This window comes from Polaromonas sp., assembly GCF_029945895.1.
GTDB lineage: Bacteria > Pseudomonadota > Gammaproteobacteria > Burkholderiales > Burkholderiaceae_C > Polaromonas.
Window position 1 is genome coordinate 1 of record NZ_JAQSDL010000032.1, and the last position, 23,521, is coordinate 23,521.

Genomic DNA, 23,521 nt, shown 5'->3' on the forward strand with positions numbered 1-23,521 from the left:
CCACATCACCGAGCACCTGCTCCACGTCCAGATCCGGGTACTCGTCCTGGGCCACGCTGACCGCTGCTTCCAGCAGGGGGAAATGTTCATCGCTTTGAACCAGGCTGGCAAAGTACTGCAGGGGCGACGGAACATCCAGATTGAGAAGCATGCCGCTACTTTCTCACAAACCGTCGGGCGACGCGAGTGCCATCGCCGGAAACCGTCAGCGCCGCATCAACTTTCGCACTTTCAGGCCGGTCGCCCAAAGCGCTCCGAAATAAATAGCACCTGACGCAAGCAACACAAGGGCCAGCAACCCGATTCGCTTGAAGGCTTCGACCCGCAGCCCGGTCCAGCTGACAGCCTGGGCGGCCCACAGCAAAAAGACCGCCAGCAGCGCTGTGGCGGCCAGCACCTGCAGCGCGAACTTGCCCCAGCCCGGCGCGGGCTGGTAGCTGCCGCGCTGGCGCAGGCCGATCAGCAGCCACAGCGCATTGACCAGCGCGCCTATGCCGATGGCCAGCGCCAGCCCGGCGTGTTGCAGCAGCGGCACAAAGGCCAGGTTGAGCAACTGCGTGATCACCAGCACCACCAGCGCAATTTTCACGGGCGTGCGGATGTCCTGGCTGGCGTAAAAACCCGGCGCCAGCACCTTGATGGCCACCAGGCCCACGAGCCCGGCGCCATACCCCATCAATGCCGTGGTCGTCTGCTGCACATCGCGGTCGGTGAAGGCGCCGTAGTGGTACAGCGTGGCCACCAGCGGCTGGGCAAAGGTCAGCAGGGCAACGGCGCTCGGGACCGCCATCAGCACGACGATACGCAGACCCCAGTCCAGCATGGCGGAATAGGCGTCACCATCGCCTGCGGCCCTGGCGGCGGCCAGTTGCGGCATCAGCACCACCCCGATGGCCACACCCAGCATGGCGGTGGGGAACTCCATCAGCCGGTCCGCGTAGGTCAGCCAGCTGACGCTGCCCGGGGTCAGGTGCGAGGCGATCTGGGTGTTGATGATGGTCGACACATGGGCCACGCTCACCCCCAGCAGGGCCGGCAGCATCAGGCGGGCAATGTTTCTTGTTCCGGGGTCGTCCCAGGCGCTGCGGATGGCGGTCCAGCCCAGGCCGATGCGCGGCAACATGCCGATCCTGAGCAGGGCCGGCACCTGCACCGCCAGTTGCAGGGCCCCGCCCAGCATGACGCCGGCGCCCAACGCGTAAATCGGCTCCACGCCCTGGGTCTTGAGCCAGGGCGCGCCCAGCCAGGCCGCCCCAATCATGGAGAAGTTCAGCAACACCGGTGTGGCGGCGGGCACGGCAAAACGCTTCCAGGTGTTCAGAATGCCGGCCGACAGGGCCACCAGCGACATGAAGCCGATGTAGGGGAACATCCAGCGCGTCATGAAGACCGCCGCCTCGAAGCCGCGCGGCTCCTGCTTCAGGCCGCTGGCCATCAGCCAGACCAGCGCCGGGGCCGCCGCCACCCCGATCACACAGGTCAGCAGCAGCGCCCAGGCCAGCAGGGTGGCGACCCGGTTGACCAGTACCTGGGTGGCCGCTTCGCCGTTCTGGGCCTTGCTGGCGGCCAGCACCGGCACAAAGGCCTGACTGAATGCGCCTTCGGCAAACAGGCGGCGAAACAGGTTGGGAATGCGGAAAGCGACGTTGAAGGCGTCGGTCATGGCGCTGGCGCCAAACGTCGAAGCCACCAGCAGCTCCCGCACCAGACCGGTGATCCGGGACACCAGCGTGAACAGGGAAACGGTGGACGCGGATTTGAATAAAGTCACCCGGGGAGTTTAAGGCCCCCACGCTTGTCGCTTCGCGTACTGCGCTGCCCCCCGAGGGGGCCGCAGGCGCAGCGGCCCCGAGGGGCTGGAGCCTGCGGGCTCCAAACCTGCCTGCGCAGGTTTGGACAGGCGACAGAGGCGAAGCTTCCAGCGAGCCGCGGCCTGCAAGGCCTCGGGAGCTACACGCAGTGAGCGACCGTGGGGGTATAATGGAAAGCTTTGCTAAGCATCATCCGCAGACTTTTCCTCATTTAAGGAACACTTATATGGCTACCGCCAAACCCAAGAAAAAGAACCCCCGCCTGGCCTCCGGCCGCAAACGCGTCCGCCAGGACAGCAAACTCAATGCCGCCAACACCTCGCTGCGCTCGAAATACCGCACCGCCGTGAAAAACGTCGAAAAAGCTGTCGCCGCCGGCGACAAGACCAAAGCCACCGAACTCTTCGCCAAGGCGCAGAGCATTGTGGACACGATTGCCGACAAGGGCATCTTCCACAAGAACAAGGCAGCGCGCGACAAGAGCCGCCTGTCCACCAAGGTCAAGGCACTCGCCCTGGCCACTCCCGCCGCGTAAAACCCACCGCCTGAGCAATCAGGCAACCCGCCCGGGCTGATCTTCTTCAGTCCGCCGTTCTGCAGGGTGCGCTGCCAGCAAAGCAAAAAAGCCGTCTTTCGACGGCTTTTTTGTTTGCGCTTCAAACTTCGCCCCGGATATGCCAGAAAGCGTAGCGAGCGGGCGCGAGGCAAGGCGCACGGAGCGCAGCAACCGGAAATGTATTTGAGGTACAGGAGGATGACGAGCACCGCGCAACGCCGCATCGCGCCCGCGCAGTAGCTTTATGGCTTGTCCGGAATCAGGCAGGCCTCGGCGATCTGCAAATCATTGTCCTTGGCGAAATTGATCGCAAAGTCCCAGGCCATGGGCTCGGCATTGCGCAGCTCGCTATTGACCACCACACATTTGACGCCGTTGACCACCGTGGGCACGCACCACGGGGAATAGGTCAGGTGACTGCCCGGTTGCGGGCCACCGGGGCGGAACTGGCTCATCACGCCGCACAGCCGGTCCGCCCAGTCGCTGGGGCGAAAGGTTTTGCCGTCGCGGGTGATGCCTTGAATGAAGACTTCTTTGGCGGTGTTGGAGACCATCGGGTGGAGGGTTTTTGCGTGCCCGGGGCCAGGATCGAGCCCCATGTTGCAGCGCACAACGATTCTATCTTATATAAGACTCAGGACTGTTTTTGTGGCCTTCGCCGCTGCGCATGGCTGTGATGCAGGATCCTCACCAAAGGCCGCAGGGTCTGCGCCTAAAATCACTGCAGAAGCGCCGCTCCCCTCGCGGCCGTCTGTTTTTCAGTCCCCGTTTTTTCCGGAGTTTCCCCATGACCGCTGCCCTTCCCAAACACATCGAAGCCGCGTCCCCCCACGTGATGAACACCTACGGCCGCTTGCCGATAGCCTTGTCGCATGGCCAGGGCTGCCGCGTGTGGGACGTCAACGGCAAGGAGTACCTGGACGGGCTGGGCGGCATTGCGGTCAACACCCTGGGCCACAACCACCCGAAACTGGTGCCCGCCTTGCAGGACCAGATCGCCAAAATCATCCACAGCTCCAACTACTACCACGTGCCCAACCAGGAAGTGCTGGCCGCCAAGCTGGTCGAACTGTCCGGCCTTGAAAACGTGTTTTTCTGCTCCACCGGCCTCGAAGCCAATGAGGCCGCATTGAAGCTGGCGCGCAAGTTCGGCCATGACAAGGGGATCGAGCGCCCTGAAATCGTGGTGTATGAAAAAGCCTTTCATGGCCGCAGCATCGCCACCCTGAGCGCCACCGGCAATCCCAAGGTGCAGGCCGGCTTCGGCCCGCTGGTCGAGGGTTTCATCCGGGTGCCGCTCAACGACGTGGCCGCGCTGGAAACCGCCACCGCCGGCAACCCGAACGTGGTGGCCGTCTTTTTTGAAGCCATCCAGGGGGAAGGCGGTGTCAACCCGATGGACGCCGACTACCTGCGGCAGGTGCGCGCCCTGTGCGACGAACACGACTGGTTGCTGATGATTGACGAAGTGCAGTGCGGCATGGGCCGCACCGGCAAGTGGTTTGCCCACCAGTGGGCCGGCATCAAGCCGGACGTGATGCCCCTGGCCAAAGGCCTGGGCTCGGGCGTGCCGGTGGGCGCGGTTGTGGCGGGTCCGAAAGCGGCCCACATCTTTGCCCCCGGCAACCACGGCACCACCTTCGGCGGCAACCCGTTGGCCATGCGCGCCGGGGTGGAAACCATCCGGATCATGGAGGAAGAAGGCCTGCTGGCCAACGCCGCGAAGGTGGGCGCACATCTGAAGTCCGCCCTCACCCGCGAACTGGCCGCCGAGCTGGCTTCGGGCGCGGTCAGGGAAATCCGCGGCATGGGCCTGATGCTGGGTATCGACCTGGCCAAACCCTGCGGTGACCTGGTCAAGCGCGCCGCCGACAAAGGCCTGCTGATCAGTGTGACGGCCGACAGCGTGATCCGCCTGGTTCCCCCACTGATCCTCACGCAGGCCGAGGCCGATGAGATCGTGGCGATTTTGTGCCCGCTGATCAAGCAGTTGCTGGCGGAGAAACCATGAGCACAAAAACAAACAGCGAACGCAGCGCAGGGCCGCCCGAAGCAAGTTCAGCCCCCTTGGGGGGCAGCGTAGTACACGCAGTGACAAGCGTGGGGACACCGCTGCGGCATTACCTGCAATTCAGCGACTTCAACGCCGCCGAGTACGCCTACGTCTTCGGGCGCGCCGCCCTGATCAAGAAAAAATTCAAGGCCTACGACAAACACCAGCCGCTGGTGGACCGCACGCTGGCCATGATTTTCGAGAAAGCCTCGACCCGCACACGCGTGAGTTTTGAAGCCGGCATGTACCAGCTGGGTGGTTCCGTGGTGCACCTGACCACCGGCGACAGCCAGCTGGGCCGCGCCGAGCCGATCGAGGACAGCGCCAAGGTGATCAGCCGCATGGTGGACCTGGTGATGATCCGCACCTACGAGCAGACCAAGATCGAGCTGTTCGCCGAACACTCGCGCGTACCGGTGATCAACGGGCTGACCAACGAATTCCATCCGTGTCAGATCCTGGCCGACATCTTCACCTACATCGAGCACCGCGGCTCCATTCAGGGGAAGACGGTGGCCTGGGTCGGCGACGGCAACAACATGGCCAACACCTGGCTGCAGGCCAGCGAGATCCTCGGCTTCAAGGTGCACCTGAGCACACCGACCGGTTACGAGGTCGACCAGTCGGTGGCCGGCATCCGCTCGGCCGACAGCTATCAGGTTTTCAAGGACCCGATGCAGGCCTGCGCCGGCGCCGACCTGGTCACCACCGACGTCTGGACCAGCATGGGTTACGAGGCCGAGAACGAAGAACGCAAAAAGGCGTTTGCCGACTGGTGCGTGGACAGCGACATGATGAAGGCCGCCAAACCCGACGCACTCTTCATGCATTGCCTGCCGGCGCACCGCGGGGAAGAAGTCGAAGCCGAAGTGATCGACGGGCCACAGTCGGTGGTCTGGGACGAGGCGGAAAACAGATTGCACGTGCAGAAGGCACTCATGGAGTTCCTTCTGCTCGGACGGGTCGAATAACGCCCGACCCGCTGGTGCGCCAGCGCCTGCAATCTGTTCAGTCTCAGGCGCAGGCTCATGGGTGTGCTGAGGGCCTCGATGACATTTCTGCTGCCGGAAAAACCGGCTGAACGCTGCTGATCGTGCCGGCCCCTGAGCGGCCGGACAATTGCTATCAAATCGATAGCTTCCAGCGCAAACAGCGTAAGGACTGGCACCCTGTTTTGCTTACAAATTTGTCCGCAGTTTCCAGATCTCCGGAAACAACACCACATCGAGCATCTTGCGCAGATAACTCACGCCACCGGTGCCGCCGGTACCGCGCTTGAAGCCGATCACACGCTCCACCGTCGTCACATGGCGGAAGCGCCAGAGGCGGAAGGCGTCTTCGAGATCGGTGAGTTCTTCACCGAGCTGGTACAGGTCCCAGTACTGCTTGGGGTCACGGTAGACCACCAGCCAGGCCTGCTCGACAGCCTCACTTTCCACATAGCCCTGGGTCCAGTCGCGCTGCGTGTGGCTACCAGGTACGGCCAGGCCGCGGCGGGCCAGCAGGCGCAGGGCTTCGTCGTACAGAGAGGGCGCTTCGAAGGCGGCCTGGACCTTCGCCAGCAGGTCGGGCCGGTGCGCGTGCGGCTTGAGCATGGCGGCGTTCTTGTTGCCAAGCGCAAATTCGATGCAGCGGTATTGCGCGCTCTGGAAGCCGCTCGAGTTGGACAGGTAAGGCCGTATCGCGCTGTATTCGGGCGGGGTCATGGTCGCCAGCACGTCCCAGGCGTGCACCAGCTGCTCCATGATGCGGCTCACGCGCGCGAGCTTCTTGAAAGCGTCGCCGAGTTCGTCCCGGGCCACGTTTGCAATGGCTGCGCCCAGCTCGTGCAGCATCAGCTTCATCCAGAGTTCGCTGGTCTGGTGCTGGATGATGAAGAGCATCTCGTCGTGCGCAGGCGAGAGTGGTTTTTGCGCGTTCAGGATGGCGTCCAGCTGCAGGTAGTCGCCGTAACTCATGTCGCGGCTGAAATCGAGCTTGGCTTTTTCGTCAGTGACGATGTTTTCGGGGCTGGTCATGATCAGGTCACCGCATGTTTCTGGTTGAATTCGGGGCGCTGCCATTCAGCAGTTTCCAGCACCTGCTTCAGGTGTTCGACGGCGTGCCAGACATCCTCGAAGCCGATGTACAGCGGCGTGAAGCCGAAGCGCAGGATATCCGGATGCCAGCCGTCACCGGACCCGGCCCGGAAGTCGCCGATCACGCCGCGTGCAATCAACGCTTGCACGATGGCGTAGGCGCCTTCGCCGCGCGAGAGGCATATTTGTGAGCCGCGCTTTGCATGCTCACGCGGTGTCGCCAGTTCCAGGCCGTGGCCGGCACAGCGTTCTTCCACCAGCGTGATGAACAGATCGGTCAGGCCCAAGGACTTGGCCCGCAGCGCAGCCATGCCGCCGAGGGCCCCTGCGGCGCCGAACACGTCGAGCCCGCACTCGAGCGCGGCCAGGCTCAGGATGGGCTGGGTGCCGCACAGGTAACGCGTGATGCCGGGCGCGGGCCGGTAGTCGGGTGTGAACTCGAACGGCGCGGCATGGCCCCACCAGCCCGACAGCGGCTGGCGGAAACGGTCGGTGTGCCGGGGATGAACCCAGACAAAGGCCGGCGCGCCGGGGCCGCCGTTGAGGTATTTGTAGCCGCAGCCGATGGCAAAGTCGGCGTTGGCACCTTTCAGGTCCACCGGCACGGCGCCCGCGCTGTGCGCCAGGTCCCACACCGCCAGAATACCCACCGCATGGGCTGCGGCTGTCAGTGCGGCCATGTCGTGCATGGCGCCGGTGCGGTAGTTCACATGGGTCAGCATCAGCACGGCGGTGTCCTGCGTCAAGGCGGCAGGAATGTCATCGGGCTCGACCAGCTGCAAGCGGTAGCCGCGCTCGCGGCACAGGCCCTCGGCAATGTAGAGGTCGGTCGGGAAGTTGCTGCGTTCGCTGACGATGGTCTTTCTGGACGGTGCATCTTCGGCGGCCATGTTCAGCGCGGCACTCAACACCTTGTAGAGGTTGACGGAGGTGCTGTCGGTGGCCACCACCTCGCCCGGCCCGGCGCCAATCAGCGACGCAATCCTGTCGCCCAGGCGCTGCGGCATGTGAAACCAGCCGGCGCTGTTCCATGAACGGATCAGGTCCTGGCCCCATTCGCGCGTGATGACGTCGGCAATACGTGCCGCGGCTTTTTTGGGCAACACGCCCAGGGAGTTGCCGTCCAGATAAATCACACCCTCGGGCAGCACAAAGTGGTCGCGCAGCGGGCGCAGTGCGTCGCGGGCATCGAGCGCGCGGCAGTCGTTCAGGGTGATGGTCATAGCTCTCTCAGAATGGCTCGAACGGGCGAGGCATCGGCCCGGGTTAATTTCAGAGGCAGGGCAATCAGCTCGTAGTCGCCTTCGGGCACGTTGTCGAGCACCAGGTTTTCCAGCACGCGCAGATCGTGCTTGAGCAACAGGTGGTGGCTGGGCAGGTCCTGGCTGGTGGCGGGGTCCACGCTGGGCGTGTCGATGCCGACCAGCGCTATGTTTTTGCTAGCTAGCAGCGCAAGCGTGGCGGGGGCTATGGCCGTAAACAATGTCCACGACTGGCTGGCTGCGGCGGCGGTGCGCAGCAGCACCCGCGGCGGCAGGTCCGCCAGCGCGTGGGCAATGTGCTGCGGCTGCACCAGCGGACCACTGTCCAGGCAGTGGATCACGCGGCAAGGCCCGAGGTAGGGCAGCAGGTCCACCGCGCCAATGGCCGCCGCGCCGTTGGCGTAGTGCATGGGCGCGTCCGCATGGGCTCCGGTGTGCGGCGAGAAGGTGAGCGTGTTGACATTGACCGGGCAGCCGGGCGAGAGCGCAAAGTGCAGCTTCTGCGCATACAACGCGTCACCCGGAAACACGGCGGCCTGCTCGTCCACGGCGGGCGAGATGTCCCAGATTTTCCGCGGCCGGGTGGCAGCGTGTTCAGAGGGGAAAGAGGTGGCGCGGGACGTCATGGCACAAAGGTAGCACCGCTGCAAATGGCGTGGTGTCGGTAATTTCCAACAGGTTTTCAAAATAGTTGAAACCTAAAGCAGTTGCCCGTGACGCTGCCTGCAGCGGGGCCCGAACACGAGCGGGACCCGCGCCGCTGGGGCACAATCTGCGCAGGTCGGGCCACGTGCCGACAGGCCGCCCTTTCCCCTACAACACCCAGAGACAAAGGCTCACCCATGACATCAAACGGCAAGGTTGCACTCGTTACCGGCGCAGGCACCGGCATTGGCAAGGCGGTGGCGCTGGCGCTGCTGCGTGAGGGTTACCGCGTGGCGCTGGTGGGTCGGCGCGTGGAGCCGTTGAACGAGGTGGCCCAGGCATCGGCCGCCGGCGACAGGGCGCTCGCTGTGCCCTGCGATGTCAGCCACCCCGACGCGGTGCGTGCGGCCTTCGACAAGGTCCATCAGACCTTTGGCCGGCTGGACCTGCTGTTCAACAACGCCGGCGTCGGCGCGCCCGCCGTGCCGATGGAAGAGCTGAGCTTCGAGCAGTGGCAAAACGTCGTCAACATCAACCTGACCGGCTCCTTCCTGTGTGCGCAGCAGGCCATCCGCCTGATGAAGGCGCAGACACCGCAGGGCGGCCGCATCATCAACAACGGCTCGATCTCGGCGCACGCGCCGCGTCCTAATTCAGCGCCCTACACCGCCACCAAACACGCGATCACCGGCCTGACCAAGGCGATCTCGCTGGACTGCCGCCAATACGACATCGCCTGTGGCCAGATCGACATCGGCAATGCCCAGACCGAGATGGCAGCCCGCATGGCCAAGGGTGTGCCGCAGGCCAATGGCGAAATTGCGATAGAACCGCTGATGGATGTGAACCATGTGGCCGACGCGGTGGTGCACATGGCGGCCTTGCCGCTGGCGACCAATGTGCAGTTCATGACCATCATGGCGACGAAGATGCCGTTTGTGGGACGAGGCTAGTTCCACAGGGCTGCGGGGGACGATCCCCCCCTCTTTACCCAGCTTGCAGGCAGGCCGCAACATCCGGATCAAATCAGCAGCAGATCAGCACCAAAAAAGGCCCGTAGCCCTCATGAATACGGCGCAAGCAGCTACAAATTCAGTAGCACCTCAAGGCCCGCCATACAACCATGGCACATCAAGCAGGCGCTCACCCAGCAGTTTGAGCGACATGTCCCGCCCGAGCTGCGCCACCCCGCTTGCATGAAAGATCTGCCCGTTGCGGATCGCCCGCGCCTGCACCCGGGCGTTGCGTTCCCAACGGTTCAGGGCGTAACGATTGAGCAGGGTAGGCACATCCAGGGACGGGTCCAGCGCCTGCGTCAGCGCACGGCCCAGCTCGGCGGCGTCTTCGATGGCCATGCCCGCGCCCTGGGCCAGGTAGGGGCGCATCGGGTGCGCCGCATCCCCGAGCAGCGCGACGCGGCCCAGCGCATGCTGGTACGCACCCTGCATGGGCGGGCGGTCGCACAGCGCCCAGAGACGCCAGGCGGGAATGGCGCGCACGAGGTTCTGCAGCGGCGCGCAGCTGCCGGCCAGCGCGGCGTGCAGGCCGGCGCCATCTGTGCCCTGGTCCCAGTTGTCAGGATCGCCGCCGCTGCGTCCCTCGACGATGCCCACCACGTTGAGCGACCGGCCGCCGCACACCGGGTACTGCACCACATGCAGCTTCGGTCCCAACCAGGCCGTGACCTGGCCGGAGCGCAGGGTGTCGGGCAGGTCGGCCTGGGGCAGCAAGGCGCGGTAGGCCAGGTGGCCGGTGATGCGCGGTGGCCCGTCGCCCAGCAACCACTGCCGCACCGGGCTCCACAAGCCATCGGCACCCACCAGCACCTCGCCTTCCACCGGCGGGTCGTCACCGCTCTGCACGGTGACGGCGTCCGGGCTCTGCGTGAAAGTGCTGAGGGTGTGATTGAGCTTGAGAACAACACCGGCTTGCTGCACCGCGGTCAGCAGCAGGCCATGCAGGTCGGCGCGGTGCACCGTCGCGTAAGGCGCGCCGTAACGTTGCGCCATCACCTCGCCGAGCCGCAGAACGCCCAGCGTTTCGCCGGTGACGGCGCTGCGCACCTCCAGACGATCGGGAAAGGCGGCCACGGCGGCCAGCGCATCGGCCAGGCCCCAGCCATGCAGCACCTTGACGACGTTGGGGCCGAGCTGGACGCCTGCGCCGACTTCGCTGAAGGCGGACGCACGCTCGTACAGGCGCACATCCCAGCCCGCCCGCGCGCCGGCCAGCGCGGCCGCCAGCCCGCCAATGCCGCCACCGGCAATCAGCGCCTGCATAGCAACTCCCAGAAAATCACACCGCCGGCTCTTTCGGCTCTTTCGTCAGCCACCGGCTCACGCAGCGAGCAGTTGCCTGAGAACGAAAGGCAGAATGCCACCGTGCCGGTAGTAGTCGACCTCGATAGGCGTGTCGATGCGCAGGATGACTTCCAGTTCCTCGCGCGAGCCGTCTTCGCGCGTCACCACCAGCCGGGCCCGGCTTTGCGGCTTGAGCTCGGGATCGGGCAACACGTCAATCACTTCCCGGCCGTTCAGGCGCAGGCTCTGCCACGAATCGCCGGGAAGAAACTGCAGCGGCAACACCCCCATGCCGACCAGGTTGCTGCGGTGGATGCGCTCGAAACTGCGCGCTACCACCGCCTTGATGCCCAGCAGCTGGGTGCCCTTGGCGGCCCAGTCGCGCGAGGAACCGGTGCCGTACTCCTCGCCCGCAAAAATCACCGTGGGCATCCCTTGCTCCATGTATTTCATGGCTGCGTCGTAAATGAACATCTTGTCGCCACCCGGCTGAAACAGCGTCACGCCGCCCTCCTCGCGCGAGCCATCGGGGCCGGCGGGAATCATCAGGTTCTTGATGCGCACATTGGCAAAGGTGCCGCGCATCATCACCTCGTGGTTGCCGCGGCGCGCGCCGTAGCTGTTGAAGTCGGCCTTCTGCACCCCGTGCGCCAGCAGCCACTGGCCGGCCGGCGAGCTGCCCTTGATGGAGCCGGCCGGTGAAATGTGGTCGGTGGTGATGGAGTCGCCGAACAGCGCCATGATTCGCGCGCCCTTGACCGACACAGCGTCTTTCTGGCCGCCCGCCGCAGGGTCCATGGCAAAGTCCGCGAAAAAAGGTGGCTCCGCGATGTAGGTACTCCTGGGCCAGGTGTAGGCGGTGCCGGTCACGCCCTGGATCTTTTCCCAGAGCTTGCCGGGTTCGGTCTTGACCTTGGCGTAGTTCTCGCGGAAGGCCTTGCCGTTCATCGCGAACTTCATGAGCTTGTAGATTTCGTCGCTGGTCGGCCAGATGTCGCCGAGGTAGACGTCCTTGCCGCCCCTGCCCTTGCCGACCGGCTCGGTCATCAGGTCGCGCAGCACCGTGCCGGCAATCGCATACGCCACCACCAGCGGCGGGCTGGCCAGGAAGTTGGCCTTCAGGTTGGGGTGAATGCGCGCCTCGAAGTTGCGGTTGCCCGACAGCACGGCGGCGCACACCAGGTCGCTCTGGGTGATGGCTTCGTTGATCTCGGGTGTCAGATCGCCGGCATTGCCGATGCAGGTCGTGCAGCCATAACCAGCCAGTGCAAAGCCGAGCTTTTCAAGATAAGGCAGCAAGCCGGTGTTGGTCAGGTACTCGGTGACGATGCGCGAGCCCGGCGCCAGCGAGGTCTTGATGTGCGGCTGCACCTGCAGGCCGGCTTCCACCGCCTTCTTGGCGAGCAGACCGGCCGCCAGCAGGACGCTGGGGTTGGAGGTGTTGGTACAGCTGGTGATGGCGGCAATCAGCACGTCGCCGTTGCCGATGGTGATGCCCCCGGTTTTAGGGGCAGGCGCAGGCTCGTCGGCATGCGCGGTTGCCAGCGTGGGACGGTTGCCTTCCATTTCGACCACCATGCGCGGCGCGCCGGCTGGTGTCGGCGGCGCACCCGGGGAAATGTCGGGCTGGGCCGCTCCCGACTGGTGCAGCAAGTGGCGCGTGGCCAACAGGGCGGCCGGCTGGTTGAAACCGTTCTCGGCATTCGGCTTGCTGAACAGCGAGGCGAACTGGGTCGCCACCTGACCCAGCTCGATGCGGTCCTGCGGGCGCTTGGGGCCGGCCAAACTGGGCGTAACATCGCCGAGGTCGAGCTTGACCACCTGCGAAAAGTCGATCTCACCCGGCAGCGGCACACCAAACAGGCCCTGCGCGCGGAAGTAGGCCTCGAAGGCTTCGATCTCGGCCTTGGTGCGGCCGGTGCCGGTGAAGTATTCGATGGTTTTTTCATCGACCGGGAAAAAACCCATGGTGGCGCCGTATTCAGGCGCCATGTTGGCAATCGTCGCGCGATCGGGCAGCGCCAGTGTGCGGGTGCCTTCGCCGAAAAACTCGACAAACTTGCCGACGACTTTTTCCTTGCGCAGTTGCTCGGTCACCCGCAGCACCAGGTCGGTGGCGGTGACGCCTTCACGCAGGCGGCCGGTCAGCTCGAAGCCGACCACGTCGGGCGTCAGCATGTAGACCGGCTGGCCGAGCATGGCGGCCTCGGCCTCGATGCCGCCCACGCCCCAGCCAACCACGCCGATGCCGTTGATCATGGTGGTGTGGCTGTCGGTACCGACCAGGGTGTCGGGGTAATACACGCCGTCGGCACGCTTGTGCACGCCACGGGCCAGATACTCCAGATTCACCTGATGGACAATTCCGAAGCCCGGTGGCACGACACCAAAAGTGTCAAAGGCCTGCATGCCCCATTTCATGAACTGGTAACGCTCGTTGTTGCGCTGGAACTCCAGCTTCATGTTCAGGTCCAGCGAGTTCTTTTTACCGTAGTAATCGACCATGATGGAGTGGTCCACCACCAGGTCCACCGGCACCAGCGGCTCGATGGCCTTCGGGTTCTTGCCCAGCTTGATCGCCACGCTGCGCATCGCCGCCAGGTCGGCCAGCAGCGGCACGCCGGTGAAATCCTGCAGCACCACGCGCGAGACCACAAAGGGGATTTCCTCGGTGCGGTCGGCATTCGGGAACCAGTTGGCCAGCTGGCGCACATGTTCGGCCGTGACTTTTTTGCCGTCGCAGTTGCGCAGCACCGACTCCAGCACGATGCGCATGGACACCGGCAGGCGGGAGATCTTCGGATACTGTCTGGCCAGCGCTGGCAGGGAGTAAAACCTGCCGGTCTTGCCGGACGCGGTGGAGAAGGTTTTGAGGGTCTTGGCGAACTCGTGGGCCATGGCGGACTCCTGGGTGTGTGGTTTTCGCTATTGTCGCCCCGTCGGGTTTCTCGCAACAACTGCAGGGCTTACTTGTCCCCAGCTTGCGGCCGCTCCGGGTCGGGCAGGTAACGCACACCCAGCACGCCCTCAATGGCGCGCAGGTGGTCCAGCACGGCGTCGCTGACAGGGCTTTCCACATCGACCAGGGTGTAGGCCATGTCGCCGCGCGACTTGTTGACCATGTTGTGGATGTTCAGGCCGGCCTGGGCCATGGCGGTGGAAATCTGGCCCAGCATGTTGGGCACGTTGGCGTTGGCAATGGCCACCCGGTAGGCCGACTCCCGCGCCATGACCACGGCCGGGAAGTTGACCGCATTGACCACGTTGCCGTGTTCCAGGTAGTCGCGCAACTGCTCGGCCACCATGATGGCGCAGTTTTCCTCGGCTTCGCGGGTGGACGCACCCAGATGCGGCAGCGCCACGACCCCGGGGTGGTGGTTGAGCGTGGCGCAGGGAAAATCGCAGACATAGGCGCGCAGTTGCTTCGCGTCAAGCGCGGCCAGCACCGCGGTCTCGCTGACCACGCCCTCGCGCGAGAAGTTGAGCAGCACCGCACCTGGCCGCATGAGCTTGACGTTGTCGGCGTTGACCAGGTCGCGCGTGGCCGCCACCAGCGGCACGTGCAGGGTCACAAAATCCGAATTTTTCAGCACCTCGGCCACGCTGGCTGCCTTTTTGACCTGCGCCGGCAGGCTCCAGGCGGCGTCGACCGTGATGTCCGGGTCGTAACCGAGGACATGCATGCCGAGCTTGATGGCCGCGTCGGCCACGAGGCAGCCGACCTTGCCCAGGCCCACAATGCCCAGCGTGTGGCCGGCCAGTTCGAAGCCCGCAAAGTGTTTCTTGCCCTCCTCCACTGCCTTGTCCATCTCCACCATGGTGGGGTCCAGGCCGGCGACAAAACGCAGCGCCGGCGCGATGTTGCGCGCCGCCAGCAGCATGCCGGTCAGCACCAGCTCCTTCACTGCATTGGCGTTGGCGCCCGGTGCATTGAACACCGGCACGCCGCGCGCACTCATGGCCTGCACCGGGATGTTGTTGGTGCCGGCGCCAGCGCGGGCAATCGCCTGCACGCTGTCGGGAAGGGCCATGCCATGCATGTCGGCAGAGCGCACCAGCACGGCATCGGGGCGCGCCATGTCCTTGCCCGTGCTGTAGCGTTCTGCCGGCAGGCGTTTGAGGCCATTGGCCGAGATCTGGTTAAGCACCAGAACCTCAAAGCGCCGCGCCGGCAGGGCCGCAACCTCAGCCATGGCTGGCCTCAAACTCCTTCATGTAGGCCACCAGCGCCTGCACGCCTTCGAGCGGCATGGCGTTGTAGATCGAGGCACGCATGCCGCCGACCGAGCGATGCCCCTTGAGCTGCACCATGCCGCGTGCCTGCGCACCCTTGAGGAAAGCCTCGTCGAGCGACTCGTCCTTGAGTTTGAAGGGCACGTTCATCAGCGAGCGGTCTTCGCGCGCCACCGGGTTGCTGTAAAACGAGGTCGCGTCGAGGTAGTCGTACAGCACGGCCGCCTTGCGGCGGTTGTGCGCTTCCACGGCGGCCAGTCCGCCCTGCGCCTTGAGGTGCTTGAACACCAGGCCGGCGATGTAGATCGCATAGGTCGGCGGCGTGTTGTACATCGAGTCGTTGTCGGCCTGCTGCTTGTAGTCAAACACGGAAGGCGTGTGGGGAATCGCCTGACCGATCAGGTCCTCGCGGACGATCACCAGGGTCAGGCCCGAGGGGCCGATGTTCTTTTGCGCGCCGGCATAAATCAGGCCGTAGCGGCTGACGTCGATGGGACGCGACAACAGGTTGGACGACATGTCGGCCACCAGCGGCACCGCGCCGGTGTCGGGTGTCCAGTGGTATTCGACACCGCCAATCGTTTCGTTGGAACAGATGTGCACATAGGCTGCATCGGGGTCCAGCTTCCAGGTGTCAAATTTCGGCACGCTGGTGAAACCGTTGGCTTCCGAACTGGCAGCAACGTTGACCTTGCAGAAGTTCTTCGCTTCCTTGATGGATTTTTTCATCCACTCGCCAGTGTTGATGAAGTCCGCGCCGGCATGGCCACGCAGCAGGTTCATCGGAATGAAGGCGTTCTGCCCCAGCCCGCCGCCCTGCAGGAACAGCACCTTGTAGTTGGCCGGAATCGCCAGCAGTTCACGCAAATCGGCCTCGGCCTGGGCATGGATGGAGATGAACTCCTTGCCGCGGTGACTCATCTCCATCACCGACATGCCGGAACCGTTCCAGTCCAGCATGTCGGCGGCGGCCTGCCGCAGCACGGTTTCAGGAAGGGTGGCCGGTCCGGCACTGAAGTTCAAGGCGCGTGTCATGAAGAGGGCTTTCCAGGAGAGGTGATGGGGAACTGTCCGGCCCCCTGAGAGAGGGCCAGACGCACAGCATACAAGAAAGTCCCGCGCCGGCCCCCTGCCTCACCAGCCGGGCTGCGCCGCGGCCTTGCGCAGGCCAACCCACTGCATTTCGGCCAGCAGGCCCACCGCCACCGCCTGCACCGCGATAAACACCTTGCCCACCAGGGTGGGTGTGACAAAGTCACCCAGCAGCAGGGCCAGGCAACCCGCCACCCAGATCAGGTTGGCGCCTATCAGCAGCCAGACCAGCCCCGCGGCTAGAAACTGGCGCGTGGCGATAAAACTGATCAACGCCACGTAGCCAAATAGCGCCCAGCCAGACACCTGCAGCAGCGCTTCAGGCAGCCCGAGCAGGCTGGCCAGCAAACCCGTCAGCAACAGCTGCAGGGCGCCCGTGGCCACACCGGTGGCGGCGTCCAGCCAGAGGACACTGCGCAGGAACCGTGGGGAAGATGTCAGCGAGGAGAAGGAAACAACAGCAGACATGAAAAACTCCTTGGATAAATGGTCGATGGACAAAGGGACAGCGGCTTGAGGGAGGTACCGCAGCGGCTGTCCATCTGCTGCGGTGGTGACGTCATGATTACCGCGCAGGTGTATCGTGGCTATGACCTCACAGGTAATGGCATCCGGCCCTGCCGGCCTTACGATGGCGCCATGACTGCCAACCTGCACCCCATCGCCCGGCCTGCCCGCTCCACCCCACGGCCCTTTGGTGAACACCTGCGCCACTGGCGCCAGCACCGGCGCCTGAGCCAGCTGGACCTGGCCAGCGAGGCCGACATCTCGACCCGGCACCTGAGTTTTGTGGAAACCGGCCGCGCCGTGCCCAGCCGTGAAATGGTGCTGCGCCTGTCCGAGCGCCTGGCGATTCCCCTGCGCGAGCGCAACACACTGCTGGTGGCCGCCGGTTATGCGCCCATGTACCGCGAACGCCGTCTGGACGACCCGGCGCTGGCTTCGGCCCGGCAGGCGGTGGAGCTGATCCTGAAAAGCCATGAACCGTTTCCCGCGCTGGCGCTGGACCGGCACTGGAACCTGCTGGCCGCCAACGCCGCCCTGCCGCATTTGCTGGCCGGCGCCGACCCGGAGCTGCTGCAGGCCCCGATCAACGTGCTGCGCCTGAGCCTGCACCCGCGCGGCCTGGCCAGCAAAATCGTCAACCTTGCGCAGTGGCGCAACCACCTGTTTGAGCGCCTGCGCCAGCAGATTGCCGCCACCGCCGACCCGGTTCTGGCCGAACTGCTGGCCGAGCTGCAGGCCTACCCCCTGCCCGAAGGCGCCGACGAGACGCATCTGGCCGGCGAACACCTGGGTGTAGTCATGCCCTTCCAGTTCCGCACAGACCATGGCGTGCTGAGTTTCATCAGCACCGTCACGATTTTTGGCACGCCGGTGGACGTGACGCTGCAAGAGCTGATGCTGGAGACCTTCTTTCCGGCGGACGCGCTGACCGGCGAAGTTTTGCGCAAGGTGCTGTCGCCCGCGTGATCGCGTGGCAGCGGCGCTTCGCGCACCATGCAGTCAGGAGACAAACATGAGCGAAAGCATTCACCGCCGAATTTGCCCGCTGTGCGAAGCCTGCTGCGGCCTGGAACTGAAGGTCCGGGACGGCAAGGTCATCAGCATCCGCGGCCACGACAGCGATGTTTTCAGCGCCGGCTATATCTGCCCCAAGGGCGTGGCGCTGAAAGACCTGCACGAAGACCCGGACCGGCTGCGCACGCCGCTGATCAAGCGCAACGGGGAATTCGTTCCCGCCACCTGGGACGAAGCTTTTGCCGAAATCGAGCGCCGGCTACCACCCATCCTGGCGCAGCATGGCCGCCAGGCTGCCGCCATCAGCGTGGGCAACCCGTCAGCGCACAAGATCGGGCTGCTGCTTTATTTCTCGCGCCTGGCCAAGGCGCTGGGTTCGCGGAATGTGTTTTCAGCATCCACGCTCGACCAGATGCCCAAGCAGCTGTCCAGCGGGCTGATGTTCGGCCACTGGCTCAGCATTGCCGTGCCCGACATCACGCGCTGCGACTTTCTGCTGGTGCTGGGCGCCAACCCGCTGGCCAGCAATGGCAGCCTGTGGACGGTGCCCGACTTCAAGGGCAAGGCCAAGGCCATGCAGGCGCGCGGCGGCCAGCTGGTGGTGATCGACCCGCGCCGCACGGAAACCGCCGCCATGGCCGATGCCCACCACTTCATCCGCCCCGGTGCCGATGTGTTTTTGCTGCTGGGTCTGGTGCACACGCTGTTTGACGAAAAGCTCGTGCGACTGGGACACATCGCGCCGCTGGTCAACGGTGTAGGCGCTGTGGAAGCCGCCGTGAAAGACTTCAGTGCCGAGGTGGTGGCGCCACGCTGCGGCATCCCGGCAGCAACCATACGCGGCCTGGCGCGGCAACTGGCCGGCACACCGCGTGCCGCGGTGTATGGCCGCATCGGCACCTGCACGCAGGAATACGGCACGCTGGCAAGCTGGCTGATCGACGTGCTCAATGTGCTGACCGGCCACCTCGACGAGCCCGGCGGCGCGATGTTCCCGAAAGCCGCGGCCTTTGCGCACAACACCGCGGGCCAGCCAGGCAGCGGCCGCGGCATCACGACCGGGCGGCACAGCAGCCGGGTCAGCGGTGCGCCCGAGGTTTTTGGTGAACTGCCCATGACCTGCCTGGCCGAAGAAATCGAGACGCCCGGCTCTGACCAGGTGCGCGCGCTGATCACCGTGGCCAGCAACCCGGTGCTGTCTTCGCCCAACGGCGCACGGCTCGCGCAGGCGCTCGACAGCCTGGACTTCATGGTCAGCCTGGACATCTACGTCAACGAAACCTCGCGCCATGCCGACGTGATCCTGCCCGGGCCGTCACCGCTGGAAGACATGCATTACGACGTGGCTTTTCCGCAGTTCTCCTGGCGCAACCATGCGCGCTACAGTGCGCCGGTATTCGCCGCGCCCGAAGGCCAGCCGGCCGAGTGGGAAACCCTGCTCAGGCTGGCGGCCATCGTGCAGGGCGAAGGCGCGGGTGCCGATGCCGCGCAACTCGACGATCGCCACTTTGCCGAAGATGCCAAAAAATTGTTCGGCGAACAGGCCGCGGTGGTGATCGAAGCCACGCAAGGCCTGCGCGGGCCGGAGCGCCTGCTCGAACTTGCGCTGCGCACCGGCCCGTACGGCGACCAGTTTGGACGTGACCCCGCAGGCCTGACCCTGGCCAAGGTGCGGGCCGCACCCAACGGCATCGACCTGGGTGAACTGCAGGCGCGCATGCCCGAGCTGCTACGCACGCCCTCCGGCAAGATTGAACTCGCGCCGCCCGCCCTGCTGCAGGACCTGCAGCGCGCCGCGCGCGCCATCACGCAGCCGGTACCGGCGATGGTCATCGTCGGCCGGCGCGATGTGCGCTCCAACAACAGCTGGATGCACAACCTGCCCGTCCTCGCCAAGGGGCCGATGCGCTGCACGGCGCTGGTTCACCCGGACGACGCGAAGCGCCTGGGGCTGATGGACGGCGCGCTGGCGCGCATCAGTAACCAGGGACGCAGCATTGAAGCGCAGGTGCACGTGAGCGAGGAGATGATGCCCGGCGTCGTGAGCCTGCCGCACGGCTGGGGCCACGGCCTCCCAGGCACGCGCATGGCGCTGGCCGCCGAGCGGCCCGGCGTCAACCTCAACGCACTGCTCGACGAAGACTGGCGCGACCCGCTGTCGGGCAACGCGGTGCTCAGCGGCGTGCCGGTGGAACTTCATGCTGTCAGCGCCTGAGACCCGCGTTTTCGCGAGCTTGCGAATGAAATCGCGCGTTGGCCCTTGCTGCACGGGCGCAAGCAGCTATCTAATGAATAGCAAAATAGCAGATTGAAGTGGCTCTTCAATCGACCGACATGCCGCAACTGAGGTTGACCACGGTGCCTGTCATGGCGCCGGCCTGTTCCGACGCGAGGAACACGGCGGTGTTGGCAATCTCCACCAGGCGCGGTAGTCGCTTGAGCAGCGTGCCTTCGGCAGCGCCGGCCAGCATCTCGTCAATGTCCATGCCCGCGGGCAAGGCGACCTGGCGAAACACATCGCGGCTGTGAGAGCCCCGCGTCACGGCCTCCGGGATCGCATGCGAGCGCAGGCACAACACGCGCACACCGTCGGCGCCCAGTTCACCAGCCAGATGCCGCGTCATGGCCTCAACACCCGCACACGCCACGCAGTGGCCCAGGAAACCCGGGCCCACCATTTTTGCCGCCGGCGTGGTCAGCATCAGGATCACACCCGCCCCTTCCCGGACCATGTGCCGGGCCACCGCTTTGGCGGTGATGAAGTTGGTGCGGGTGTAGGCTTCCACCGGATAGCTGTAGTCAGCCAGCGCCAGGCTGGCCAGCGGCACCCCCTGCACGTGGAAAAAACCGACTGCGTTCAACGCAATGTCAATGCTGCCGGCTTCGGCCGCCACTTTATCCGCATGCCGGTTCACCGCGTCCTCATCCAGCGCATCCACCAGTGCGGTCTCCGCCTTGCCGCCGGCGGCCACAATGTCGCTCGCCACCGCGTCGAGTTTTTCAGGCGAACGGCCCGCAAGAAACACACGCGCACCGGCCTTGGCAAACGCACGCGCTGCGGCGCCGCCTATGACGCCGCCCCCGCCGTAGACCACGGCCACCTTGCTTCTCAGGATCATTTTTTTTGTTCCGGTGGTTTACAGCTCGACCAGTGTCTTGAAGCCGCCCCAGAACATGCGTTTGCCGTCGAAGGGCATGGCTTTCGGGTCCATCATGTCGGCCAGACGCGGGGCACTCATGACCTTGGCGTTGACCGCGTCGCGGTGCTTGCGCGAGGTGTAGACGATCCACGAAAAAACCACCGTCTCTCTGGCCTTGAGCTTGACGCTTTGCGGAAACGACGTGGTCTTGCCCGGTTTCACATCGTCGGCCACACATTCGACGTACTCCAGCGCGCCGTGCTCGCGCCAGATCTTGCCGGCCTTGCGCGCCATGCGGCGGTAGGCATCCAGGTTTTCCGTGGGTACCGGAACCACAAATCCATCAACATAACGGCTCATCTGAAATCTCCTCGGGTTTGCTGAAAAGAACAGGGAACGGTTGCAGGCCGCAGCCTTGCCCGTTGTCGGCGGGGAGCTGCGGCTTACTCCGCGCCCTGCCCCGCGGCTGGCAATGCGGCAGCCGCAACGCCGGTACGCATCAGCACCGCGCCCAGCAGCGCCGCGACGGCCGCAAACACGGCCCCCAGAAGAAAGGCCAGCTGGTAACCGCCATTGAGGGCTGCCAGCGCCTCAGTGCCACCCGATGCCAATTGCCCGGTACGTGCGGCGGCTGCGCTGGCCAGCACCGCCAGCCCCAGCGCCCCGCCCATCATGAAGGCGGTGTTGACCACGCCCGACGCAATGCCCGACTCGCTAGGCGCCACATCGCTCATGGCGGCCAGCAGCACAGGGTTGAAGGCCATGCCTGCACCAAGACCCAGCAACAGCATGCCCGGCAGCACATCGGCCACGAACTGGCCAGCCACCGGCGCGCGCGCAAACAGCGCCAGCCCCAGCGCCGCCAGCAGCAGGCCCGCCGCCAGCGGCAAGCGGATACCAAAACGCATGACGATGCGGGCAGACAGGCCCAGTGAAAACGCGGCCATGATCAGGTTGGCCGGGAGAAAGCCCAGCCCGACCTGCAGTGCGCTGTAGCCCAGCACCAACTGCATGTAGAGCGCGGAAATGAAGAACCAGGCAAACATGGCAGCCGCCCACAACACACCGACGATGTTGGCGACGGTCACATTGCGCAGGCGAAACAGGCCCAGGGGCACCAGCGGCGTGAGCACGCGCGACTCGATGCGCAGGAACACGCCCATCAGCACGGCTGCTGCGGCCAGCATCCCCAGCGTCTGCAGGGAAGTCCAGCCGGTCTCGTTGCCGTTGACGATGGCGTAGACCGCCAGCATCAGCGACGAAGTCACCGCGAATGCGCCCGCCACGTCAAGACGCGCGCCTGCCGCCTGCCCGCGCCCGCCAGGCAGCAGAACCAGGCACAGGGCGAAGACAGCCGCGCCTATGGGCAGGTTGACGAGAAAGATCCAGTGCCAGTTGAGGGCATCGGTCAGCACGCCACCCAGCAGCACGCCTATGCTGCCGCCGCCGGCGCAGACAAAGCCGTAGACGCCCATGGCCTTGGCCCGCTCGGCCGGCTCGGTGAACAGATTCATGATGAGGGAGAGCGCGATGGCGGACACCACGGCGCCGCCCAGGCCCTGCACGGCGCGCGCCCCAATCAGCAGCCATCGGGAATCGGCCAGGCCGCAGGCCAGTGACGCCAGCGTGAACAGCACCAGGCCGGCCAGGAACAGCCGGCGCTGGCCGTACAGGTCACCAAGCCTGCCGCCCAGCAGCAGAAAGCCGCCAAACGTGAGCATGTAGGCATTGACCACCCAGACCAGCGAGGTCTCCGAAAAAGCCAGGTCGGTGCGTATCGACGGCAGGGCCACGTTCACGATGGTGGTGTCGAGCACGATCATCAGCACACCGAGGCAAAGCACAGTGAGCGCCCACCAGCGTTTGCGGCTGTCCATCGCGCCACTCATGCGCACCGCCCGGGACAGCCGGACACCGGCGCTGCGGGTTGGACGGAAAAACGAGACATCGGCAAGTCCATGGTTCTGCTTTCAAGGAAAATGTGCAACAAGGGGGGGGGGCACCCCCACCCTTTCATTAATTGTGTACGGCGTACACAAAAGCATACCAAAGATCATGAACAGCGTCCACATCACGGACTCCCGCTGTAGCTGGCGCCCTCATCGGGACCAGTTTGCTCTGTTTTTGATAGCTGTATCCGCTCGTCCGTAAAGGGCTGCAGGCACTTTTTACTGCCATACGCCAGCAGGGACCGGCGCCGGTGCCACGCCGGGCTGTCGGCATGCACTGACAGTCAGCGGGGACCGCGACTGATGAAAAAGCGTGCCGCCGACGCCTAAGGTGGATCCTGAATCCATTCACCACGCAAGCACTCACGGAGCCCGCATGAACACCCCTACTGCCGACAAGCAAACCCTCTGGGACCTGATCAAGGACATCAAATTCGGCATGCTGACGCACCGCCATACCGACGGCATGCTGCACAGCCACCCGCTGACCACCCAGAATCAGTCTGCCGACGAAGACGCGCGCCTTTATTTCTTTGTTTCACGCAACAGCGAAATCGCCCGCCGCCTGGGGCAGGACGGCAATGTCAACGTGTCATACGCCGACCCCGGCCAGGACAGCTATGTGTCTCTGTCCGGCCAGGGCGCGATTGTCGAAGACAGCGCGAAAAAGGCGGCCCTGTGGTCGCCGATGGCCAAGGCCTGGTTTCAGGGCCCCACGGATCCGGATCTCGGGCTGCTGGAAATCAGCATCCGCCACGCCGAATACTGGGACGTGAAGGAAAGCAAGATGGTGCAACTGGCCAAGATGGCCAAAGCCGCGCTGACCGGCGAGCCGCCGAAAAACCTGGGCGAGCACAAAGAGCTGAAACTGTCCTGAAGCA

General features: G+C 64.8%; 20 protein-coding genes and 1 pseudogene. 7 read left to right on the forward strand and 14 right to left on the reverse strand.

Annotation, left to right across the window (positions count from 1 at the left end; translation table 11 throughout):
* A pseudogene (locus tag PSV33_RS03825) lies at positions 1–151 on the reverse strand (transglutaminase); the annotation flags it as partial.
* A gap of 54 nt (positions 152–205) precedes the next feature.
* The gene (murJ, locus tag PSV33_RS03830) at positions 206–1,771 is read right to left on the reverse strand and encodes a murein biosynthesis integral membrane protein MurJ (RefSeq protein WP_300558871.1); all 1,566 of its coding nucleotides are present in this window, start codon (positions 1,769–1,771) and stop codon (positions 206–208) included.
* A 266-nt stretch (positions 1,772–2,037) separates the two neighbouring features.
* Here murJ and rpsT point away from each other — a divergent pair, with 266 nt between their 5' ends.
* On the forward strand, positions 2,038–2,346 hold the full coding sequence (gene rpsT / locus PSV33_RS03835) for a 30S ribosomal protein S20 (RefSeq protein ID WP_096667998.1): 309 nt from the start codon (positions 2,038–2,040) through the stop codon (positions 2,344–2,346).
* Positions 2,347–2,609: 263 nt separating this feature from the next.
* On the opposite strand, the gene PSV33_RS03840 is transcribed toward rpsT, so the two are convergent.
* Positions 2,610–2,921 carry a DUF3579 domain-containing protein gene (locus PSV33_RS03840; RefSeq protein WP_300558872.1) on the reverse strand — a complete coding sequence of 104 codons (312 nt, stop codon included), beginning with the start codon at positions 2,919–2,921 and terminating at the stop codon, positions 2,610–2,612.
* Positions 2,922–3,154: 233 nt separating this feature from the next.
* Here PSV33_RS03840 and PSV33_RS03845 point away from each other — a divergent pair, with 233 nt between their 5' ends.
* A complete protein-coding gene (locus PSV33_RS03845; RefSeq protein ID WP_300558875.1) occupies positions 3,155–4,378 on the forward strand; it encodes an aspartate aminotransferase family protein in 1,224 nt (407 codons plus the stop codon).
* 80 nt (positions 4,379–4,458) lie between these two features.
* Positions 4,459–5,391 (forward strand): ornithine carbamoyltransferase, encoded by a 933-nt coding sequence (argF, locus tag PSV33_RS03850; protein ID WP_300558990.1) that lies wholly within the window; start codon positions 4,459–4,461, stop codon positions 5,389–5,391.
* A gap of 207 nt (positions 5,392–5,598) precedes the next feature.
* Here argF and kynA read toward each other — a convergent pair whose 3' ends face one another.
* From kynA to kynB, 3 genes are read right to left on the reverse strand one after another with little or no spacing between them, the layout of a single operon-like run.
* On the reverse strand, positions 5,599–6,438 hold the full coding sequence (gene kynA / locus PSV33_RS03855) for a tryptophan 2,3-dioxygenase (RefSeq protein WP_300558878.1): 840 nt from the start codon (positions 6,436–6,438) through the stop codon (positions 5,599–5,601).
* Positions 6,439–6,440: 2 nt separating this feature from the next.
* Positions 6,441–7,721 (reverse strand): kynureninase, encoded by a 1,281-nt coding sequence (gene kynU / locus PSV33_RS03860; protein ID WP_300558881.1) that lies wholly within the window; start codon positions 7,719–7,721, stop codon positions 6,441–6,443.
* Positions 7,718–8,386 (reverse strand): arylformamidase, encoded by a 669-nt coding sequence (gene kynB, locus PSV33_RS03865; protein WP_300558883.1) that lies wholly within the window; start codon positions 8,384–8,386, stop codon positions 7,718–7,720. The genes kynU and kynB overlap by 4 nt, the downstream gene beginning before the upstream one ends.
* 216 nt (positions 8,387–8,602) lie before the next feature.
* On the opposite strand from kynB, the gene PSV33_RS03870 reads away from it, so the two are divergent.
* Positions 8,603–9,358, forward strand: coding sequence for an SDR family oxidoreductase (locus PSV33_RS03870; RefSeq protein WP_300558886.1), 756 nt, complete (start codon positions 8,603–8,605; stop codon positions 9,356–9,358).
* 150 nt (positions 9,359–9,508) lie between these two features.
* On the opposite strand, the gene PSV33_RS03875 is transcribed toward PSV33_RS03870, so the two are convergent.
* From PSV33_RS03875 to PSV33_RS03895, 5 genes are all read right to left on the reverse strand, one after another.
* Positions 9,509–10,684, reverse strand: a complete 1,176-nt coding sequence (locus PSV33_RS03875) for an FAD-dependent monooxygenase (RefSeq protein WP_300558889.1) — start codon at positions 10,682–10,684, stop codon at positions 9,509–9,511.
* 57 nt (positions 10,685–10,741) lie between these two features.
* Positions 10,742–13,603, reverse strand: a complete 2,862-nt coding sequence (locus PSV33_RS03880; protein ID WP_300558891.1) for an aconitate hydratase — start codon at positions 13,601–13,603, stop codon at positions 10,742–10,744.
* Between the two features lie 68 nt (positions 13,604–13,671).
* Complete coding sequence (locus PSV33_RS03885; RefSeq protein ID WP_300558893.1) at positions 13,672–14,898, reverse strand: phosphoglycerate dehydrogenase; 1,227 nt, start codon at positions 14,896–14,898, stop codon at positions 13,672–13,674.
* Complete coding sequence (gene serC / locus PSV33_RS03890) at positions 14,891–15,973, reverse strand: 3-phosphoserine/phosphohydroxythreonine transaminase (protein ID WP_300558896.1); 1,083 nt, start codon at positions 15,971–15,973, stop codon at positions 14,891–14,893. Before serC ends, PSV33_RS03885 begins: the two co-directional genes overlap by 8 nt.
* Before the next feature lie 99 nt (positions 15,974–16,072).
* Complete coding sequence (locus tag PSV33_RS03895) at positions 16,073–16,498, reverse strand: hypothetical protein (RefSeq protein WP_300558899.1); 426 nt, start codon at positions 16,496–16,498, stop codon at positions 16,073–16,075.
* A 171-nt stretch (positions 16,499–16,669) separates the two neighbouring features.
* On the opposite strand from PSV33_RS03895, the gene PSV33_RS03900 reads away from it, so the two are divergent.
* Both PSV33_RS03900 and PSV33_RS03905 read left to right on the forward strand, forming a co-directional pair.
* A complete protein-coding gene (locus tag PSV33_RS03900) occupies positions 16,670–17,503 on the forward strand; it encodes a helix-turn-helix transcriptional regulator (RefSeq protein ID WP_300558902.1) in 834 nt (277 codons plus the stop codon).
* A 46-nt stretch (positions 17,504–17,549) separates the two neighbouring features.
* Positions 17,550–19,766: a molybdopterin oxidoreductase family protein gene (locus PSV33_RS03905; RefSeq protein WP_300558905.1), complete on the forward strand. Its 2,217-nt coding sequence runs from the start codon at positions 17,550–17,552 to the stop codon at positions 19,764–19,766.
* 106 nt (positions 19,767–19,872) lie between these two features.
* On the opposite strand, the gene PSV33_RS03910 is transcribed toward PSV33_RS03905, so the two are convergent.
* The 3 genes from PSV33_RS03910 to PSV33_RS03920 form a co-directional block, all read right to left on the reverse strand.
* Entirely contained in the window at positions 19,873–20,670 is a 798-nt protein-coding gene (locus tag PSV33_RS03910; RefSeq protein WP_300558908.1) for an SDR family oxidoreductase, read from the reverse strand.
* A gap of 18 nt (positions 20,671–20,688) precedes the next feature.
* Positions 20,689–21,051 (reverse strand): DUF1428 domain-containing protein, encoded by a 363-nt coding sequence (locus tag PSV33_RS03915; RefSeq protein WP_300558910.1) that lies wholly within the window; start codon positions 21,049–21,051, stop codon positions 20,689–20,691.
* Between the two features lie 83 nt (positions 21,052–21,134).
* Positions 21,135–22,580: a DHA2 family efflux MFS transporter permease subunit gene (locus PSV33_RS03920; RefSeq protein ID WP_300558913.1), complete on the reverse strand. Its 1,446-nt coding sequence runs from the start codon at positions 22,578–22,580 to the stop codon at positions 21,135–21,137.
* Positions 22,581–23,016: 436 nt separating this feature from the next.
* Here PSV33_RS03920 and PSV33_RS03925 point away from each other — a divergent pair, with 436 nt between their 5' ends.
* Positions 23,017–23,517 carry a pyridoxamine 5'-phosphate oxidase family protein gene (locus PSV33_RS03925; protein ID WP_300514873.1) on the forward strand — a complete coding sequence of 167 codons (501 nt, stop codon included), beginning with the start codon at positions 23,017–23,019 and terminating at the stop codon, positions 23,515–23,517.
* Positions 23,518–23,521 lie beyond the last annotated feature (4 nt).

Excerpts from the sequence above, each read along its gene's own strand:
- PSV33_RS03905 (WP_300558905.1), top strand. The coding sequence starts at position 17,550 with ATGAGCGAAAGCATTCACCGCCGAATTTGCCCGCTGTGCGAAGCCTGC.
- PSV33_RS03920 (WP_300558913.1), bottom strand. The coding sequence starts at position 22,580 with ATGAGTGGCGCGATGGACAGCCGCAAACGCTGGTGGGCGCTCACTGTG.
- rpsT (WP_096667998.1), top strand. The coding sequence starts at position 2,038 with ATGGCTACCGCCAAACCCAAGAAAAAGAACCCCCGCCTGGCCTCCGGC.
- PSV33_RS03925 (WP_300514873.1), top strand. The coding sequence starts at position 23,017 with ATGAACACCCCTACTGCCGACAAGCAAACCCTCTGGGACCTGATCAAG.
- PSV33_RS03910 (WP_300558908.1), bottom strand. The coding sequence starts at position 20,670 with ATGATCCTGAGAAGCAAGGTGGCCGTGGTCTACGGCGGGGGCGGCGTC.
- PSV33_RS03840 (WP_300558872.1), bottom strand. The coding sequence starts at position 2,921 with ATGGTCTCCAACACCGCCAAAGAAGTCTTCATTCAAGGCATCACCCGC.
- PSV33_RS03845 (WP_300558875.1), top strand. The coding sequence starts at position 3,155 with ATGACCGCTGCCCTTCCCAAACACATCGAAGCCGCGTCCCCCCACGTG.
- kynB (WP_300558883.1), bottom strand. The coding sequence starts at position 8,386 with ATGACGTCCCGCGCCACCTCTTTCCCCTCTGAACACGCTGCCACCCGG.
- kynU (WP_300558881.1), bottom strand. The coding sequence starts at position 7,721 with ATGACCATCACCCTGAACGACTGCCGCGCGCTCGATGCCCGCGACGCA.
- PSV33_RS03895 (WP_300558899.1), bottom strand. The coding sequence starts at position 16,498 with ATGTCTGCTGTTGTTTCCTTCTCCTCGCTGACATCTTCCCCACGGTTC.
- PSV33_RS03915 (WP_300558910.1), bottom strand. The coding sequence starts at position 21,051 with ATGAGCCGTTATGTTGATGGATTTGTGGTTCCGGTACCCACGGAAAAC.
- kynA (WP_300558878.1), bottom strand. The coding sequence starts at position 6,438 with ATGACCAGCCCCGAAAACATCGTCACTGACGAAAAAGCCAAGCTCGAT.
- PSV33_RS03880 (WP_300558891.1), bottom strand. The coding sequence starts at position 13,603 with ATGGCCCACGAGTTCGCCAAGACCCTCAAAACCTTCTCCACCGCGTCC.
- PSV33_RS03875 (WP_300558889.1), bottom strand. The coding sequence starts at position 10,684 with ATGCAGGCGCTGATTGCCGGTGGCGGCATTGGCGGGCTGGCGGCCGCG.
- PSV33_RS03885 (WP_300558893.1), bottom strand. The coding sequence starts at position 14,898 with ATGGCTGAGGTTGCGGCCCTGCCGGCGCGGCGCTTTGAGGTTCTGGTG.
- PSV33_RS03900 (WP_300558902.1), top strand. The coding sequence starts at position 16,670 with ATGACTGCCAACCTGCACCCCATCGCCCGGCCTGCCCGCTCCACCCCA.
- PSV33_RS03870 (WP_300558886.1), top strand. The coding sequence starts at position 8,603 with ATGACATCAAACGGCAAGGTTGCACTCGTTACCGGCGCAGGCACCGGC.
- serC (WP_300558896.1), bottom strand. The coding sequence starts at position 15,973 with ATGACACGCGCCTTGAACTTCAGTGCCGGACCGGCCACCCTTCCTGAA.